The organism is Flavobacterium endophyticum, from assembly GCF_003634455.1.
Taxonomy (GTDB): domain Bacteria; phylum Bacteroidota; class Bacteroidia; order Flavobacteriales; family Flavobacteriaceae; genus Flavobacterium; species Flavobacterium endophyticum.
The window spans coordinates 1,443,176-1,462,079 of sequence record NZ_RBLC01000001.1; the positions used below are offsets into that span (position 1 = coordinate 1,443,176).

Annotated in this window: 16 protein-coding genes; 9 read left to right on the forward strand and 7 right to left on the reverse strand. The window is 38.4% G+C overall.

Annotated elements, in window-relative coordinates:
• Positions 1-12: 12 nt before the first annotated feature.
• Together CLV94_RS06635 and CLV94_RS06640 are read left to right on the forward strand one after the other, a co-directional pair.
• Positions 13-741 (forward strand): metallophosphoesterase family protein, encoded by a 729-nt coding sequence (locus CLV94_RS06635; protein WP_121376252.1) that lies wholly within the window; start codon positions 13-15, stop codon positions 739-741.
• Between the two features lie 51 nt (positions 742-792).
• Entirely contained in the window at positions 793-1,278 is a 486-nt protein-coding gene (locus tag CLV94_RS06640) for a DUF6646 family protein (RefSeq protein WP_121375625.1), read from the forward strand.
• 91 nt (positions 1,279-1,369) lie between these two features.
• Here CLV94_RS06640 and CLV94_RS06645 read toward each other — a convergent pair whose 3' ends face one another.
• The gene (locus CLV94_RS06645; RefSeq protein ID WP_121375626.1) at positions 1,370-1,738 is read right to left on the reverse strand and encodes a carboxypeptidase-like regulatory domain-containing protein; all 369 of its coding nucleotides are present in this window, start codon (positions 1,736-1,738) and stop codon (positions 1,370-1,372) included.
• A 160-nt stretch (positions 1,739-1,898) separates the two neighbouring features.
• Between CLV94_RS06645 and egtB the strand changes: the two genes are divergently transcribed.
• From egtB to CLV94_RS06665, 4 genes are all read left to right on the forward strand, one after another.
• The gene (gene egtB / locus CLV94_RS06650) at positions 1,899-3,044 is read left to right on the forward strand and encodes an ergothioneine biosynthesis protein EgtB (protein ID WP_121375627.1); all 1,146 of its coding nucleotides are present in this window, start codon (positions 1,899-1,901) and stop codon (positions 3,042-3,044) included.
• 6 nt (positions 3,045-3,050) lie between these two features.
• Positions 3,051-4,010, forward strand: coding sequence for an L-histidine N(alpha)-methyltransferase (locus tag CLV94_RS06655; RefSeq protein ID WP_121375628.1), 960 nt, complete (start codon positions 3,051-3,053; stop codon positions 4,008-4,010).
• A 385-nt stretch (positions 4,011-4,395) separates the two neighbouring features.
• A complete protein-coding gene (locus tag CLV94_RS06660; RefSeq protein WP_245982474.1) occupies positions 4,396-5,205 on the forward strand; it encodes a sensor histidine kinase in 810 nt (269 codons plus the stop codon).
• 1 nt (position 5,206) lies between these two features.
• Positions 5,207-5,953, forward strand: a complete 747-nt coding sequence (locus CLV94_RS06665) for a LytR/AlgR family response regulator transcription factor (protein WP_121375630.1) — start codon at positions 5,207-5,209, stop codon at positions 5,951-5,953.
• A gap of 4 nt (positions 5,954-5,957) precedes the next feature.
• Here the strand turns inward: CLV94_RS06665 and CLV94_RS06670 are convergent, their stop codons facing one another.
• The 5 genes from CLV94_RS06670 to CLV94_RS06690 all read right to left on the reverse strand — a co-directional run bounded on the left by CLV94_RS06670 (position 5,958) and on the right by CLV94_RS06690 (position 11,539).
• Positions 5,958-6,857: a DUF6268 family outer membrane beta-barrel protein gene (locus CLV94_RS06670; RefSeq protein WP_121375631.1), complete on the reverse strand. Its 900-nt coding sequence runs from the start codon at positions 6,855-6,857 to the stop codon at positions 5,958-5,960.
• 172 nt (positions 6,858-7,029) lie between these two features.
• A complete protein-coding gene (gene amaB / locus CLV94_RS06675) occupies positions 7,030-8,583 on the reverse strand; it encodes an L-piperidine-6-carboxylate dehydrogenase (RefSeq protein ID WP_121375632.1) in 1,554 nt (517 codons plus the stop codon).
• 124 nt (positions 8,584-8,707) lie between these two features.
• The gene (locus CLV94_RS06680; protein ID WP_121375633.1) at positions 8,708-9,634 is read right to left on the reverse strand and encodes a magnesium transporter CorA family protein; all 927 of its coding nucleotides are present in this window, start codon (positions 9,632-9,634) and stop codon (positions 8,708-8,710) included.
• Between the two features lie 254 nt (positions 9,635-9,888).
• Complete coding sequence (locus CLV94_RS06685) at positions 9,889-10,428, reverse strand: 3-hydroxyanthranilate 3,4-dioxygenase (protein ID WP_121375634.1); 540 nt, start codon at positions 10,426-10,428, stop codon at positions 9,889-9,891.
• Between the two features lie 64 nt (positions 10,429-10,492).
• A complete protein-coding gene (locus CLV94_RS06690; protein ID WP_121375635.1) occupies positions 10,493-11,539 on the reverse strand; it encodes an endonuclease/exonuclease/phosphatase family protein in 1,047 nt (348 codons plus the stop codon).
• A gap of 136 nt (positions 11,540-11,675) precedes the next feature.
• On the opposite strand from CLV94_RS06690, the gene CLV94_RS06695 reads away from it, so the two are divergent.
• Genes CLV94_RS06695 through CLV94_RS06705 form a run of 3 tightly spaced genes read left to right on the forward strand, consistent with a single transcriptional unit; the run spans position 11,676 to position 16,467 of the window.
• Entirely contained in the window at positions 11,676-14,498 is a 2,823-nt protein-coding gene (locus CLV94_RS06695; RefSeq protein ID WP_121375636.1) for a carboxypeptidase-like regulatory domain-containing protein, read from the forward strand.
• 12 nt (positions 14,499-14,510) lie between these two features.
• Entirely contained in the window at positions 14,511-15,116 is a 606-nt protein-coding gene (locus tag CLV94_RS06700) for a choice-of-anchor J domain-containing protein (RefSeq protein ID WP_147406599.1), read from the forward strand.
• A gap of 19 nt (positions 15,117-15,135) precedes the next feature.
• Positions 15,136-16,467 carry a DUF5689 domain-containing protein gene (locus CLV94_RS06705; RefSeq protein WP_121375638.1) on the forward strand — a complete coding sequence of 444 codons (1,332 nt, stop codon included), beginning with the start codon at positions 15,136-15,138 and terminating at the stop codon, positions 16,465-16,467.
• 548 nt (positions 16,468-17,015) lie between these two features.
• On the opposite strand, the gene CLV94_RS06710 is transcribed toward CLV94_RS06705, so the two are convergent.
• Positions 17,016-18,887 (reverse strand): OmpA family protein, encoded by a 1,872-nt coding sequence (locus tag CLV94_RS06710; RefSeq protein WP_121375639.1) that lies wholly within the window; start codon positions 18,885-18,887, stop codon positions 17,016-17,018.
• Positions 18,888-18,904 lie beyond the last annotated feature (17 nt).

The following is an 18,904-nucleotide window of genomic DNA, read 5'->3' on the forward strand; positions in this document are numbered from 1 at the left end:
ACTTTTAATTCAATGAACAGAACCCTAATCATTGGAGACATTCACGGCGCATTGAAAGCCCTGCACCAAATTTTCAAAAGAGCCGATGTAACCAATACTGACACTTTGATTTTTCTTGGCGATTATGTCGACGGCTGGAGCGAATCTCCCGAAGTAATTGACTTTTTAATCGCTTTAAAAACTACGCACAATTGTATTTTTCTGAGAGGAAACCACGACGACTTGCTATTGCAATGGCTGGAAGCAAAAAAAGACAATCCGCAATGGTTCAATCATGGCGGGCGGCTGACTATGGAAAAATACAACCTTCTGTCACAAGACGAAAAGCAAGTTCATATTGATTTTCTGAAAACTTTGGAAAATTATCATCTCGACGAGCACAATCGCCTCTTTATTCATGCCGGATTCACCAACCTCAACGGCGTTACGTATGAATATTTTCCGAAAATGTTCTATTGGGAACGAACATTATGGGAAAATGCCCTGTCCTTGGACAGCACTATAGAAAAAGACAGTCCATATTATCCAAAACGATTCAATCTTTACAAAGAAATATTCATCGGTCATACGCCGGTTACCAGAATTGGAGAAACTGTTCCTATCAACAAGGCCAATATCTGGAATGTAGACACTGGCGCAGCTTTTAAAGGACCGCTGACGATATTAGATATTGATACCAAGCAGTTTTGGCAAAGCGATCCGGTCTATCAGCTATATCCTGAAGAAAATGGCAGAAATTAAATTTGTTTCAAAAACTCATAAAAACCCATATATTTGCACAAAATCTTAATTATGAAGAAAATTATAACATTTGGTTTGCTTTTAAGTGCTTTTTTAGGAAATGCTCAAGCTTTTAATGGTAAAGGAGATAAAAAATTTCAAGTGGGAGCCAACTTTCAAGATCATGCAATAGGAATTATGGCTACGTATGACTATGGAATCGGAGAAAACATGTCTATCGGAGGCTATACTACTTATTTATTAGGCGTAGACGGCGACGGCTCAAAGTTTGAGGACCGATTTGACCTTAAAGCGCGTTTTAATGCTAACATCGGAAACGTGATGGGCTTGCCTGAAAATTTTGACATTTATCCTGGATTGGATTTAGGTTTACGAAATTTTGGCGGGCATTTGGGCGGACGCTATTTCTTCACCAACGGATTTGGCCTATTTACCGAATTCAATATTCCAATTGCAAAATATGAAAGCGACGTATTTGGCTATGAACATCTGAACAACCAATTCGTCTTTAGTTTTGGCGCATCGTTCAATCTATAATTGAACCTGCTTTATATAGAAAATCCGATTCAATAAGAATCGGACCTCTGAAATAATAACGAAAAAAGTCCCGGTGGTATCGGGACTTTTTTTATTCCGGTTGCAACGCAATGGTTACATTCTTCGGAATAACGTGACATACATCTGCAGTTACTGTTATCAAACCTGAAGCAAAAGATTGATAACCATTTGCAGATACTGTCAGAATATAATTTCCTGGCCTTTCAAATGCTCCGACAAAAGTCGATGTACTAGTCGATCCGTATTCTAATATTTCAGAATAGCTCCCATCCGTAGCAGTAACAACTACTCCTTCCTGAAGCTCCAGATTAGTAACGGCATCTTTGACTCTGACAACAAGCCCTGCACGAATTTCTTCAGTGCAGTTCACACTATCATTATCATCATCGCTATTGCACGAAAGCAGGATAACCATAAAAAAGAACAAAATATTTTTCATTCTCCATAGCAATTTCTATAGAGATGCAAAAAAACTGTCGAGGTTGCTTCAACTGACTAAAAAAATTTCAACAACTGTTATAAATAGGTTAAAAATCAGTTGCTTTCAAAATGGCTCTGAAACATTCTTCGTAAATTAGATATCTCCAACCATCAATAAAATGACACTTTCAGACCGTTATAATTCCGTTAGAAAACATACCGAACATCTCTGTAGCCCATTAAAAACAGAAGATTTCGTACCCCAGCCCGTCAACTTTGTGAGTCCGCCGAAATGGCATCTGGCCCATACCACATGGTTTTTCGAGCAATTTATCTTGAAAGAACATCTTCCAGACTATACTCCTTTTGATAAGGACTTCAGTTTTCTTTTCAACAGCTATTACAATTTTGTCGGAAAGCGTGTTTTTAGGGCCGACCGAGGAAACATCACGCGTCCGGGAGTACAAGAAGTTTTTGAATACCGCGCGTATGTCGATATGCACATGCACATACTGCTACAGCTTAAATCAGAAGAACTAAAAGAATTGATAGAATTAGGCCTGAATCACGAACAGCAGCATCAAGAATTACTTTTGACTGATATTAAATACATTCTCGGAAACAATCCGATTTTTCCAATCTATGACGAAAATATCGAGTGGGAAAACCAGAAAAATGCCGAAAGCGGATTTGTCAAGATAGAAGAAGGCATCTATGAAATAGGTTTTGAAGAAGAAGGCTTTTCTTTTGACAACGAACATGGCAGGCATAAAGTATATCTGCATGATTTTGAAATCTCAAAGTCCTTGGTTACCAATTCAGACTATCTTGGATTTATCAACAGCGGCGGCTATCAAGATTTTAGTTATTGGCTGGATGAAGGTTGGTCATGGGTAACTGAAAACAAAATTGAAGCACCCTTGTATTGGCATAAAATTGATGGAGAGTGGCACAGCTATACGCTCAAAGGATTAGAAAAAATAGATGCTGATGCCATCTTAACGCACATCAGTTTTTATGAAGCCTCTGCTTATGCTGCATGGAAAAAAATGCGACTGCCCACAGAATTCGAATGGGAAATCGCCGCCGATAAATTGGATTGGGGAAAACGTTGGGAATGGACAAACAGCGCCTATTTACCGTATCCTAATTTCAAAAAACCAGAAGGCGCTATTGGCGAGTACAACGGAAAATTCATGATCAACCAGATGGTTCTGCGCGGTTCTTCCTGTGCTACATCGCCACACCATAGCCGAAAATCCTACAGAAACTTTTTTCACGCAGACGAACGTTGGCAATTCAACGGCATTCGTCTTGCAAAATAACTGCTTATGAACACAACGCCACAAATTTATACTACCGCTTTTGCGGAAGATGTCTTGGAAGGACTGACTGCAAAAAAGAAACATCTTTCTTCTAAATATTTTTATGATGATAATGGAAGCCATATTTTCCAGCAGATCATGAAAATGCCGGAATACTATCCGACAAATTGTGAATTCGAGATCTTGTCGGAACAATCAGAACAGATTTTAGAACGGCTTGAGTTTAAAGGCAAATTCAATATCGTGGAATTTGGTTCTGGCGATGGCACAAAAACAAAACAGCTACTTCAAGCGTTTTTGAATAAAAATGCTGATTTCACCTATATGCCGATTGATATTTCTGAAGAAGCTATTCTGATCTTAGAAGAAAACATCCTGACCTCGCTTCCAGAAATCAAAATGCAATCTAAGATTGGTGATTATTTTGAGGTTATAAAAGACATTTCAAAGGAGAACACGCCAAACTTGTTCCTTTTTCTTGGCGGCAATATTGGTAATTATAAAAAAGAAGATGCCTTTGACCTGCTTCAGAAATTTGCTTCGGGCATGAAAAAAGGAGACAAGCTATTATTAGGAATTGATTTGCAGAAAAGCCCAAGGATCATACAAAAAGCCTACGATGATCCGCATGGTATTACGAAAGCCTTTAATATCAACCTGCTTCACAGAATCAATCGCGAATTGGATGCTGATATCGATGTGAGCCAATTTGATTTTTATTGCCACTACAATCCCGAAAATGGTGAAGTCAACAGCTATCTGTACAGCTTAGCGAAACAACGATTCTACAGCCGCGTGCTTAACAATTCATTTACGTTCCAAAAAGATGAAACCATTTGGACGGAGCTTTCGAAAAAATATAGTTTTATAGAAATAGAGGAACTGGCCGAACATTTGGATTTTAAAGTACTTGAAAATTTTCTAGACAGTAAGCAGTATTTTACGGATAGTTTATGGGAGAAATAAGCAAAAATCATTCATACCATGAGTAACTTCTGCTTTTAGTCAAAACACACATGCCATTGGTCAAATATTTTTTTTAAAGAGCAATAATCTTCCCTTCTTTGCATAGTATTCCTAACTTTAACGAAGCAAGAGTATCTTTGCTCCTTTCCGCATGAAGAAAAATTCACAATACCGACATTGGCTATTTATAAGCATCTTTTGGTGCGTATTAGGCTTTGCAATATGGGCACAAATTATTCAAGATTTTAGCTTCTCGTATGCCGTCTACCAGACAATGCTTTTTTTACTATTTTCTATTACTATATCTCACACTCTTAGTGACATTTTACTGCCAAAAGCTCTGGATAGAGGTAAGATGCGGTTCTTTGTAGTACAGTTTATTTTTATGGCGTTTCTTCTCGCCGGATGCTTGGCACTCATTTCTATTGTATTTGCGAGCCATGAAATAGGAGAACCTTATCCACAATCCAAATTGCCAGTTTTAGAGCACTTTTGGTTTCGTTTTTATACTTCGATTCCTGCAGCTCTTTTAATAAACGGCACAGCTTGCGGCCTTCGTTTTTACCAAGAACATGGGATAATGGAGAAAAAGCATGCCTTACTAAAGCAAAATCATTTAGAAGCACAAATTAAGATATTGCAAGACCAGATCAATCCACATCTGATGTTTAATGTGCTTAATCATATCCACATCCTTATGCAACGGAATGTACCTCTTGCTTCTGAATTGCTTATAAAATTTTCGGATATTCTGCGTTATCAATTGTATGAATGCAATCGCGAATATGTACTGCTGGAAACAGAAGTCAAATACCTAAAAGATCTTGTGGGTGTTGAACAAGTGCGTTGGGGGAATGAATTGGATGTCGATTGTAGATGGGAAATCCAAAATGGCAATCTCCAGATTATGCCATTATTATTGATGCCTTTGGTAGAAAATGCTTTCAAGCATGTTTCTAGGTTGCCTCATGAGAACGGCTATGTCAATTTACTATGCAAACAAGATGGCGAGCATCTGATGCTAAAGATAGAAAATTCTTATACCGAACACTATAGAGCATTGTCGAATGACCATGGACTTGGATTAGAAAATGTGCGTAAAAGACTCGACATCCAATATCCAGACCGTTATGATCTGACTATTGAAAAGACAGAAGATAAATTCACAATTATTCTTACTTTAGTGCTCAACTGATATGAACTTGAATCTAGAACAGCCATCGAAACCCCTAATTAAATGCCTCGTTGTTGACGATGAACCTTTGGCGCGCAATAGCATCATCGATTTTATTGAAAAAATAGATTTTCTAGAAGTTGTCGGTTCTTGTGCCTCTGCACTCGAAGCATCAGAATACATTCAAAACGGACAAGTAGACTTACTGTTTCTGGATATCAACATGCCTTATCTTTCTGGATTGGAATTTTTAGATTCTTTAGACCGGCCTCCAATGGCGATTTTCACCACAGCCTATTCTGAACATGCTTTAGAAGGATATCGCTTGCAAATTGTAGACTATCTGTTAAAACCTATTACGTTTCAACGGTTTTATCAAGCTTCTTTAAAAGCACAGCAATTATATTCGTTGACTGCTTCGGCAAAACAGCAAGTTCCGGCTGATCCATTTTTATACATTCGCCAAGGAGAAGGTTTTCAAAAAATATCATGGGTTGACATCCTTTATATTGAAGGAATGCAAAACTATGCCAAGCTGCATTTTAAAAATCAAGTTCTAATCATCCATCAAACCATGATTTCGTTAGAAGAAACGCTACCGAAAGAAAAATTTTTCAGAATTCATAAATCCTTTTTAGTCAATATCGACCATATCGATTCTATTGCTGGCGGACGCCTTTCTATTAATAATCAGCAACTACCTATTTCAAGAACACGCAGGGAAGCACTCTTAAAAGAGGTAGTTTATAAAAATTTGCTGAGCCGTTAAGTCGCTAAAACTTCCATTTCAAAGCTGCAGCACCATAAAACGTAGTCGTAAATCTTGGATTGGCCATATCTTTTTCTTTAAAAATATCGCTTATCTTTCTATCGTTTGTCTGAAAAGAACGCGTCAAAGTAGAGCCAGCTGTCAATTCAAAAAACCAGTTTTCTCCTAATGTAAACTGAGGCCGTATCCCTGCTATTATTTGCTGATACCCTAACAATTTCGATTTTCCATCTTTCGTAATTTCAGCCGTCATGCCATCCAATTCAACAACGGCTTTCAGATCGAAATTAGGAGCAAATCTATAACCTATTTCCGCTCCTTCTGGAAATGCAACCTTAAAATGCAATGCGCCTTGAGTCTCCCAATTAAGGTAAATTCCAGGCAATACCATTGGAACACCAAAAGCATTAGTCAGCACCGGCCCAAATCCGAAAGCCAGATTAGGTTTGAAATTTTTAATAAATAAAACACCTCCTTGTAAAAGGACATCGTCGATAGTAATTTGTTCCATATCAGTATATACTCCAACAGATAGAGTTGCCATCATTGACCATTTGCCACCGATGGGACGGATATGCTTCACTCCAACTTGAGCATTCATCAGCTTCGTCGGAAATAATTTCTCGTCATAATATTTGTTTTCCATAGCCGCATAGCTTCCCTGAAGATACAGCGACCATAATTTGGGCTTATTCTCTTCAATCATCGTAAGTGATAGCGGAATTTCCAAAGCGCCTTGTATTCTTTTAAAATTGCTTTTAGAGTCTGTCTTTACGCTGTCGATTGGACGAACATAATTAGAAAAAGGCACATAATCTGCCTTGACTTGTCCTGAAATACCCGTTTGAGCTACGCCAATAATCGGCGTAAAAAATAACGCTAAATAAAAAACCTGTTTCTTCATGTCAAATTTATTTTTGCACGAAGTACGCGGTTCAACGGCACAACATAAAATTCATTTGACGAATGGCTCAGCCTTTATGACGAAAGGTTTTATTGCGGAAAATAAAAAGTCCTAAAACAAAAAATCCCGCCAATTCTCATCAGCGGGACTCTTAATTATGTATGTTTAATTCTTACAAATCAAACTTGATTCCTTGCGCCAATGGCAAGTTTGTCGTGTAGTTGATCGTATTGGTTTGTCTTCTCATGTAAACTTTCCAAGCATCAGAACCTGACTCACGGCCGCCTCCGGTTTCTTTTTCACCACCAAAAGCACCGCCGATTTCAGCACCAGAAGTTCCGATGTTTACGTTAGCAATTCCACAGTCAGAACCAGCAACAGAAAGGAATCTTTCTGCTTCACGCAAGTTATTTGTCATGATAGCAGAAGATAAGCCTTGTGCCACGCCGTTTTGAAGATCGATCGCGTTTTCAACTTCTCCTGAATATTTCAATAGGTATAAAACTGGCGCAAATGTTTCGTGCTGTACGATTTCAAAAGAATTGTCAGCTTCTGCAATTGCAGGTTTTACGTAACATCCGCTTTCGTAACCTTCGCCAGAAAGAACACCACCTTCAACAATAATTTTTCCGCCTTCGGCAACTACTTTATCTAAAGCCTTGTTGTACATTTCAACGGCGTGCGTATCGATAAGCGGTCCAACGTGATTGTTTTGGTCTAACGGATTTCCAATTTTTAATTGTCCGTAAGCTGCAACGATAGCATCTCTTACTTTATCATAAATGCTTTCGTGTATAATCAAACGACGTGTCGAAGTACATCTTTGTCCTGCAGTTCCTACGGCACCGAAAACAGCACCGATAACCGTCATTTTAATATCCGCATCCGGAGTTACGATGATTGCATTGTTTCCTCCTAATTCCAATAAAGATTTACCTAAACGTCCGGCAACAGTTTGAGCAACGATTTTACCCATTCGTGTCGAACCTGTAGCAGAAACCAAAGGAACACGAACGTCAGAGGTCATCCACTCTCCTACTTTATAATCACCATTGATCAAGCACGAAATTCCTTCTGGAAGATTGTTTTCTTTTAAAACTTCGGCAATAATATTTTGGCAGGCAACGCCGCATAAAGGTGTTTTTTCAGATGGCTTCCAAACACAAACGTCTCCGGCAATCCAAGCCAAGGCTGTATTCCAAGACCAAACGGCAACTGGGAAGTTAAACGCAGAAATGATTCCTACAACTCCCAACGAATGGTATTGCTCATACATTCTGTGTCCAGGACGCTCAGAATGCATCGTCAAACCGTGCAATTGGCGAGACAATCCTACTGCGAAATCACAGATATCAATCATTTCTTGAACTTCTCCAAGACCTTCTTGCAAAGATTTTCCCATTTCGTAAGAAACCAATTTGCCTAAAGCTTCTTTTTTCTCACGTAATTTTTGACCAAACTGGCGCACGATTTCTCCACGCTGTGGCGCTGGCATTAATCTGAAAGTCTTGAAAGCTTCGGTCGCGCTTTTCATTACTTTTTCATAATCTTCTTTAGTAGTTGTTTTTACTTTTCCGATTAACTGACCGTCAACTGGAGAATAGCTTTCTAAGATTTCACCATTTGAAAACCAGCTGTTTCCTGTTGAAGTTCCTTCATTAATTGCTGCCAAGCCCAATTGCTGCAAGGCTTCAGTCATTCCGAATTGATTTGCTGTTGTTGCCATTTATAACTTTTTGATTGTAAATTGTAATATTTTTTGCGAAGTTATGATTTATAGGTGGATTTTGCGAATGAAAATGATTTTTTAGCAATAATCCGCCTTCCCTGCCTTATAAAATAATGTTTGCTTAAAATAGATTTCTTTTCTTGAACATGAATACTCCGAAAACAGATATCAAAAGCGAAATCAGTAAGATAATCCAAAATCCAAACGGACTGTCTTGGAGGTTGTTCGGTACGTTCATTCCGTATAAACTTGCCACAAGCGTCGGAATCATCAGGATGATCGAGATAGAGGTAAGTCGTTTCATGATAATGTTCAGGTTGTTGGAAATTACCGAAGCATAAGCATCCATCATGCCTGTCAAGATATTGCTGTAGACATTGGTGGTTTCTTCTGCCTGGCGCAATTCGATTTCTACGTCTTCAAGCAAATCTGGATCAAGAACATCTTGTTGGTTTTTCAGATTTTTAATCCTGCGAAACAAGATATCGTTCCCTTTTAGCGACGTAATAAAAAACACAAGGCATTTTTCAATCTGCAGCAATGCTTGAAGCTCTTCATTCTTGATTGACTTTTCCAAATTGTTCTCGGCCAGCTTGATGCGCTGGTTGATATGCTTTAGGTATTTTTGGTACCATACACTTGACGATAGCAGCAGCTTCAACACTAAATCATAGTGCGAAGTGATTGTTATTTTTTTGCGCTGTGTATAAAGCACAAAATCATCGAGCATATCGTTGGGATGGAAACAAAGAGAAACAAAAACGTCTTCGTTAAATATCAGCCCGAGTGGCGCCGTATTGAACGGCAGCTTTGCATCGTCGCTTTTAAAAGGAATTCTCAAGACAATAAGATTCCAGCTGTTTTCAGTTTCGAGACGCGGACGTTCGTCAATGTCTTCGATGTCGTTATAAAACGCTTCGGGAATTTTTAACTCTTTGAGAAGGTAGTTTGTTTCTTCTGCTGTTGGAGAAACGGCATTAATCCAGCAGCTGTTGTCTGGATTTTGGGCGTGGATAAGCCCATTGTTGTTTTTGTAGAATGTGATCATAATGCAACGCTATTTCTAAGAACAGCTTGCAAAATGACATGCTGTCCTTAAATTAATGAAATGTTCTTCTGATAATAATCGTCCATTTTTCGGATAATTTAATTGTGGCGCGAAGGTAGAACTTTAAAAGTGAAGCTGTTGCTTTATTATGTTTTTTTTAGGACAGTCGATTTCGGCCTGAAATTTATTCATAAAAAAGCCTTTGGTTTAAATCAGCATTCAAACAAAAGGCTTTTAGAAATCGGAATCAGTTTTTACCTTTTTAAGGTATACTTTTTATCGGCTTCCATGATAGTGCCGCATTTAGTACAAGTCCTTAAGGTCTTGGAATTATAGAAATGCTGGAAATGAGGCAGAAAGTCCTTTTCGATATCCTTAAGCTCAAAATAGACTTCGTAAAGTTTATGGTTGCAGTTGTCGCAGAACCAAAGCAGTCCGTCGGTATAGCCTTTTCCAGCGCGCTTTCTTTCGATTACCAAACCGATTGATCCGGCAGAACGTACGGGAGAATGCGGTGTTTTTGCAGGATGCAGGTACATATCGCCAGCATTCAGCTCCATTTCCTTTCGCTCACCATCTTCTTGGATGATTACTTTTATAGAGCCTTCGAGCTGGTAAAAAAGTTCTTCCGTCTCATTATAATGATAGTCTTTTCGGGCATTAGGTCCGGCGACAACCATTACGATATAATCTCCAGAATCTGCATAGATGTTTTTATTTCCGACAGGCGGTTTTAGAAGATGCCTGTTTTCTTCAATCCATTGGTTGAGATTGAATGGTTTTGAAATTGCCATAATTTTAATATTTCTACTAAATTACTAAAAATAAAAAAGGCTAGCGAAAACTAGCCTTTAAAAATTATTTTACTTCTTTGATCAGATACAGATAGACTGGAAAGTGATCGCTGAATCCAACCTGACCATTGGAATTCCTAAGCGGATATCCTTTATATTGTCCGGTTGTCTGTGTCAGGAAGGGTTTGTTATAAACTCCTGCCTTCCAAAAACGATACGAAGTATAGTCTTTTCTGATGAATGGTTCCGAAAGAATCATTTGGTCGAACAAGTCCCACGCATCGCGGTAGGCCAAAGTACCAATTCCTTTATTAGACATTTCTTCCATCGGATTGTACATGCCTCTCTCTTTAGTCTCTTCTTTTTTAGCTTTAGCACCCAATTCAATTTTCACACTCTTATTATAAGGACCATCATTCAAATCGCCCATAGTGATGATTTTTGCATTTGGGTTTATAGAATATAAAGAATCGATTATTTTTCTGTTAAGTCTTCCTGCCGCTTCACGATTCGGGCTAGACTTTTGCTCGCCTCCAGAACGCGATGGCCAGTGGTTTACGATGAAATGCATTTCTTCGCCATCTAGCAATCCCGTCACTAGCAATTGGTCACGTGTATAAATTCGTTGTGTCTTGTCAGACTGGTCATAGATGATCAGCGGAACGTTTATAGAGCTTGTTGGCTTAAAGTGTTTTTTCTGATAAAGCAACGCAACATCAATCCCTCTTTTGTCTGGCGAATCAAAGTGTACGATTCCGTAATCTTTGTTGATTAAAAGTGGTTGTTTTACCAAATCCTCAAGAACGCCGCGGTTTTCGATTTCAGATCCTCCTATAATTACAGGAGATTCTTTTTGCTGGTCGCTGGTTCCTATTTCATTTAATACTCTGCTCAGGTTTTCAAGTTTCTTTTTGTACTTCTCCGCCGTCCATCTTTGAGTGCCCGTTGGTGTATACTCTTCATCATTCACATTCGCATTATTGATCGTGTCAAACAGGTTTTCAAAATTGTAGAATGCAATCGTTTGCACTTTAAATTTCTTATCCTGAGCTTTCGCTATTGTTATTGAAAATAATACAATGAAAAGGGCAATAAATTTTTTAATTCTCATAAATCCAATATTAATTAAATATGAAGTTTAACATAAACTTGGGAGCAAAAGTAAATAATATTAATTAATAATGTAACTTTGCGCCCGTTAAGAAATTGTTTTTCTAACAAAAAGGGATTAATCATTAAATTTATTTATGAAAAAACTTGTATTTAGTATTTTATTTGTACTGCAAGTCGTTTTTGCTTTTGCTCAACAAAGCTCTTTGGTAAAAGGTAAGGTTGTTGATTCAAAAACTCAAAAACCATTGCAAAATGTAGTAGCTACGCTTCGAAACACGACATTGACAGCATTGACAAATTCTGATGGTGTTTTTGTTTTCGAAAATGCACCACACGGCAGCCACATCCTTGAGGTTTCAAGTACTGGCTATTCTCGTCAAATCTTATCTATCGATGTGGCTGATCAGCCTTTAGATTTGGGAGTTGTTGTATTAGAAGAAGACATTACTTCTGAGCAGCAATTAAGCTTGATTACCATTACCGAAAATGACCTTGGTGACGACAACAGTGGTTCTGAGAGTACATCAGGATTGTTGCAGGCAACAAGAGATGCTTTCCAGCAATCAGCGGCATTCAACTGGGGTCAGGCTCGTTTCAGAATCAGAGGTCTTGACAATGAGTACGGAACAACTATGATAAACGGTATCGTAATGAACAAAGTTTATGATGGAAGACCACAATGGAGCAACTGGGGAGGTCTAAACGACGCTACTAGAAATCAAGAATTTACAATGGGTTCTGCTCCTTCAGATTATACTTTCGGAGGTATCTTAGGAACTCAAGAAATCAATACAAGAGCTTCTTTTTACAGACCAGGTAGCAGAATTTCCTTCTCAGGAACCAATACAAACTACAGCTGGAGAATGATGGGAACTCATGCTTCAGGAATGAATAAAGACGGAATTGCTTACGTAATTTCTGCTTCAAGAAGATGGGCGGAAGAAGGCTATTTCGACGGAACTGACTACAGCGCAAACTCTTTATTTGCAAGTATCGAAAAGAGATTTAATGACAACCATAGCTTGAACTTTACAGCAATCTATGCGCAAAACAGCAGAGGTAAAAACTCTCCAAATACGGATGAAACTACAAGAATTGCTGGTGAAAAATACAACTCATACTGGGGATGGCAAAATGGCGAAAAAAGAAACTCTAGAGACAAAGATGTTGAAGAGCCTATCTTTATGCTAAGCCACTACTGGAAAATTACGGAAAAGACAAACTTAAACACGAACGTTTCTTACCAATTTGGTGAAATCGGAAACAGCCGTCTTGATTTCCAAAACGTAAACAATCCTGATCCTACGTACTACAGAAATCTACCTAGCTATTATACTTCTATGTATGATGGTAATACTTTTATCGGGAACACAGAGGCAAACCTTTTGGAAGCTTCTAGAGCTCGATTCTTAACAAACCGCCAAATCAACTGGGATGCAATGTATGCTGCAAACCAAAGAACAGAGGCTGGAAATAGTGTTTACGCACTTTATGAAGACAGAACAGATGACAAAACTTGGACAGCTAATTCAATCTTGAACACGCAATTGTCTGACAACATCATTCTTAATGCTGGTGCAACCTACAGAAAATTGAAATCGCATAACTTCCAGAATATGCTTGACCTTCTTGGAGGACAGTATTTCAGCGATTATGACAATTTCTACACAGGAGACTTCGCACAGTCTGACTTGAACAATCCAAACAGACAAATTGGTGTAGGTGATACGTATGGTTACAACTATAACTTGCTTGCTGATATTGCTGATGCTTTCACGCAGTTCAAATTCAATTACAGCAAAGTTGATTTCTATTTGGCACAATCATTCTCTCGTTCTCAATACCAAAGAGAAGGTTTATACAGAAACGGATTGTACGCGAACAACTCTTTTGGAAAAAGCGACAAGATTATTTTTGAAAACTTCGGATTCAAAGGAGGTTTCACTTATAAAATGACAGGAAGACAATTATTCGATGTGAATGCAATCTATATGACTAAAGCACCTTCATTGAGAAACACATTCCCTAATGCACGTTTGAACAATCTTATCGTTGGCGATATCGACAGCGAAAACATCATGAGTGTTGACGCAAGTTACATCATCCGAGCTCCTAAATTAAAAGCAAGATTGACTGGTTTCTACTCTACAATCAAAAATGCAACTGAAACATCTTTCTTCTTCGCAGAAGGTGTATTTGAAGGTGACGGATCTGACGCTAACGCATTTGTGGCTGAAACAGTAACAAACATCAACAAGAAAAACATGGGTGTTGAATTGGGTATCGAATACCAAATCATACCAACATTAAAATTCACTGCTACCGGTACTTATGGACAGTATACTTATGACAACAATCCAAACGTAAGTATCAACAATGATGCCCTTGCTGCACTGGTACAAGAAGGTTCTGCAACATCTGTTGGAGCTCCAAACACACAAGTAAACTTTGGTCAAGCTTCATTGAAAAACTATCGTCTACCTGGTATGCCGCAACAAGCCTACTCTGTTGGTCTTGAATATAGAGATCCTCATTTCTGGTGGATTGGTGCTAACGCAAACTACTTGGCAAGCAATTATTTAGATGTATCTGCGTTATTAAGAACTAGCAATTTCTTCGAAAACTCTGCTGATCCATATGGTTTAGACCTTCCTTTCTCTGACATCGATCGTGAGAACGCAAGAAAATTACTGAAACAAGAAAAATTTGATGATTTTTATTTAGTAAATTTAACTGGAGGAAAATCATGGAGAATCGATGGCAAGACTGTAGGATTCTTCGCAAGTATCAACAACGTGTTTGATCAAACTTACAAAACAGGTGGATTTGAACAGGCAAGAAATGCCAACTATCAGGAATTAAACAGAGATGTTTCTAGCGGAACACCTGCATTTGCTCCAAGGTATTTCTACGGATACGGAAGAACCTATTTTGTGAACCTTTACATCAACTTCTAATCTATGTCTATTATGAAAATAAATAAGCTAACAACACTATTATTCGCATCTCTTTCGATGGGAATACTGTCAAGCTGTGTAAATGATGACGACACTAACCTTCCTGAATACACTCCATTAATTTTTGGCGAAAACTTTTCAGAAGGTGCAGACAATACATTATTCGAAAAAGAAGGATGGACAAACTTTGCTGAAGCGGGTACTGTTCGTTGGACAAACCAAGTTTTTAGCGGCAATGGTTATGCTGAATTCACTACGTTCCAATCAGGCCAAGCTTCAAATATCGGCTGGTTGATTACTCCAAGCATCAATCTTGACGCTCAGGAAGGCGAAAAGCTAGTATTTCAAGTAGCGCAAGCTTTCGTTGACAATGCTGCCAATACAATCGAAGTATTGATCTCAACCGATTATGACGGAACCAATGTTACTGCTGCAACATGGCAGTCATTAAACGCGACTTTGCCAACAGTTAACTCTGTACGTTATGAGTTTATCAAATCTGGAGTAATTGACTTGTCAAGATATACCGGAACGGCTCATATCGCATTCAAAGTAAAAGGTAATGGTACGACGCTAGACGGTACGTATCAAGTTGATAATATTAGAGTTTATAATTAATTCTATTAAAAGTAAAAAAATGAAATCTACAATATTCAAATCTATATGTATCGCTGTTATCGCTGCTAGTCTATTCTCTGGCTGCGCAAATGATGATAACTATAGCAGTCCGAACCTAGACTGTGTTGATCCAGGATTAACAGCTACAAAAACGGTTCAGCAAATCATTGCTATGGCAACTACGACTCCTAAACTTTACGCAGATGATGATGTTATCGAAGGCTACGTAACTTCTAGTGACGAAAAAGGAACTTTCTTCAAGACTATCTCTTTACAAACGCTTCCTGAAACAGGTGCGCCAGTGGGATTCAGCATTGCTTTAAACGTTTCTTCAACTTTTACTGAAGGATTTACTCCTGGAACTAAAGTGTATATCAAACTAAAAGGTTTGTACTATGCTAATGTGTTCAACTCATTACAAATTGGTGCATTATACCAAGGTACTGAAATCGGAAGAATCTCTGAGAACGTTTGGAGAGAGTCTATCTTCCCTTCTTGCACAAAAGTGAATGAAAACGATATGGTAAGAACAGTAACACTTGCACAAGCCTATACAAACGCAAACTTGAATACATTGATCGAGATCGATGATGTACGTTTTGCTGATGCTTCTGTGGGAAGAACGTATTATGATATCGATTCTGGAGGTGGCGCAACAAACCACTACCTTACGACAAATGCAGGCGGTATTTCAAACATCATCCGTTTTAGCAGCTTTGCTCCTTTCTCAGGAAACAGAGTGCCTTCTGGAAGCGGAAAAGTAAGAGGTGTTATGACGAAATATAATTCTGATTTCCAATTCATCGTAAGATACGAAAGCGATATCAAATTGAGCGGTACAAGAACTTTCACTTTTGCTGGAAGCCTTAACGAGAACTTCGAAAGCTATGCTGCAAACCAAAGCAACTTCATCAACTACTTTAACGATCCTATCATCGGAACTAAAGTTTGGAGCGTGAAGACTACAGCTTCAAAATATCTTGAAATGACTTCTTTTGGAACACCAAATGAAGACAACAGAACGATGTTCTTCGTGCCAATCGATATGACTGCGGCAAGCACAATGACTTTCAAATACAAAGTTTCTTTCCCAGTAACAGGTCACGCACCACTTAAAGTATACTACACGACAAACTACACTCCTGGACAAGACATCAGGACTGCAGCTATCGTTGATATTACTTCAAGCTTCAACATCGGAACAAGCCAAAGCTTTGTAAACGCTGGAACATTCAATATTCCTGCTGGAGTAACCGGAAACGGATTCTTCATCTTCGAATATACTGGTTCTGGACTTTCAAACCCAAGATTGACGACTAACTTCGGTATAGACGATATCCTAATCAACTAAGACGAAGCCTGATAATATATCAGATTCCTAATATAAAAACCCCGTTGAAATTATTCAACGGGGTTTTTGTTTATACTACTATTTCGTTTCTTTAAAACAATTTACATCAAGCGAGATTTTCTTTATAACTATTCTTCTCTTAGAACAGCAAAGGCTTACATCATAAATCATACTTCATAAATGTAGATGATATACGCTATTTCTTCTTCATTGCTAGCTTTATCTTATCAATCCTATTGACACTATTACAATTAAGCTCAATTTTCAAATTAGCAGAAGGCCATTTTCTAGCCTATAAAAACAGAAAAGGCATACGCGCGGGCAAATTGCCAACCTTGACACAAAACGGCCTTAAACACCTTAAAAACGTCTGTTTATAGCAACTAGCATCGCCGTTTATAAATGCATTCCCATCCGGAAGCTATAAAAGGGGAAACTAAGGCTTTACTTTCCATCGAAGACGTATAATATACACATACAGGCCGGTCATTCATGGCATAAAAAAAGGGATGCCGATTGGCATCCCTTAAATTATATAACTTTAGAAATTATCTCTTGATGATCAAGAATTCACTTCTTCTGTTTTGAGCATGTTGCTCTTCAGTACAGTTTTCTTTGCAGTCCACTTTTGGTTCGCTTTCGCCATACCCTTTACCAGAGATTCTTGATTTGTCGATGCCTTTAGAAATAACATACTGTACAGTCGATTTTGCTCTTCTGTCAGACAGGTTCATGTTGTACTCGTCGCTACCTCTGTTATCCGTATGACTTTTTACCATGATTACTAGCTGGTCGTTATTTTTCATTACTTGAACAAGTTTGTCTAGCTCAAATGCACCTTCTTGCGTAATGTTGCTCTTGTTGAATTCGAAGAAAATCTCTTTCAAGACAATTTCTGTCGGAGTCACAATCACGTCGATAGGCTGTAAGTCAGCATTGATGTTTACAGTACCGCCATTTGTTTTCGCAACTGGGAATACATTGCTTTCGTAGCCGTCTTTTGCAACTTGAAGCGTATACGCTCTGTTACAATCAACACTATATACTACTTGGCCATCAGCTGCTGTAGTTCTAGTTTCGATTACGTTTTTCTTATCATCAAGAATAGCCACTCTTGCATCAGACAAGATAGCGCCTGTTTTAGCATCTCTAACTAAAGTAACTACTTCTACACCGCAAACTGGCGTCGCTTGGTAGATATTGTCATTTCCAGTTCTGTTGCTTGAAAAGAAACCGATATTTTTAGTCGTATTAAAAGAAAATGCGAAATCATCTTTAGCCGTATTAACTGGCGCTCCAACGTTTACAGCATCTGTCTTTTTATTAAAGTCGATTACAAAAATATCCAATGCTCCAAAACCTTTTCTTCCGTCAGAAGCAAAGTACAATCTGTTGTCATCAGTAATAAAAGGGAAGCTTTCGTTTCCTTCAGTGTTTACTTTAGTTCCCAAATTTTCTGGAGTTCCAAAGCTACCGTCAGCGTTTACAGCCACTTTCCAGATATCGTTACCGCCAATAGAACCTGGCATGTTCGATGAGAAGTAAAGTGTTTTGCCGTCTTTGCTGATGCTCGGGTTACTTGTAGAATACTCTTTGCTGGTAAATGGCAATGCTTTCACATTTGTCCATTTATCCCCTTCTTTAGTTGCTTTGAACAAATAAACCTGTCCGAATTTTAGTTTTTTAGATTTGTCTTTTTCAAACTGACCTTCTTTAAAACTTTCGCTGGCAAAATACATCGTATTACCATCAGCAGAAATCGTAGCAGGTCCGTCGTGGAATTTCGTATTGATTTCCGAAACAGTTACCGGCTCGCTGAACGTTCCGTTAGCATTATACGTTGATTTGTAAAGATCCAAAAATGGCTCTTCATTCCATCCGTACGTCTTTCTAGACTTGTTTCTTGCGCTGGCAAAATAAAGCGTGTTGTCGTTTGTCAATACCGCTCCAAAATCAGACTGGTCGCTGTTGATGTCTAATGATTTTTCATCAAAAAGCTTTGTCTGGCTTTTCAGCTTCGGAAGATAGTTAGGGTCTTGCTTGAACGTCACGGCTCTTTGGTCGTTTGGCGCTAAACCAGCAAATTTTTGCATTTGCGCATTCGACTCTTCATATTTTCCTTCCGCCTTTAGCATTTGAGCATAACGGTAGTACGTTTCAGCATCTTGCTTTTCTTGCGTTGCTTTCGCGTACCATTTGATAGCTTCTTTTGTATTAAAGACATTATAATAACTGTCAGCCAATTGCTTATACACATAGCTGTCAGCCTTTCCTTTGTCTACAAGCTTTAGGTATTCAGCAGAGGCATCTACGTATTCGAATCGGTTAAACAGCTTGTCGGCCTTCTCGGTATCCTTATTTTGTGCTGATAGTGTCATACTAGCGATCACAAAACTTAATGTAATATATAAATTCTTCATTGTCTAGGTCGCTTTTA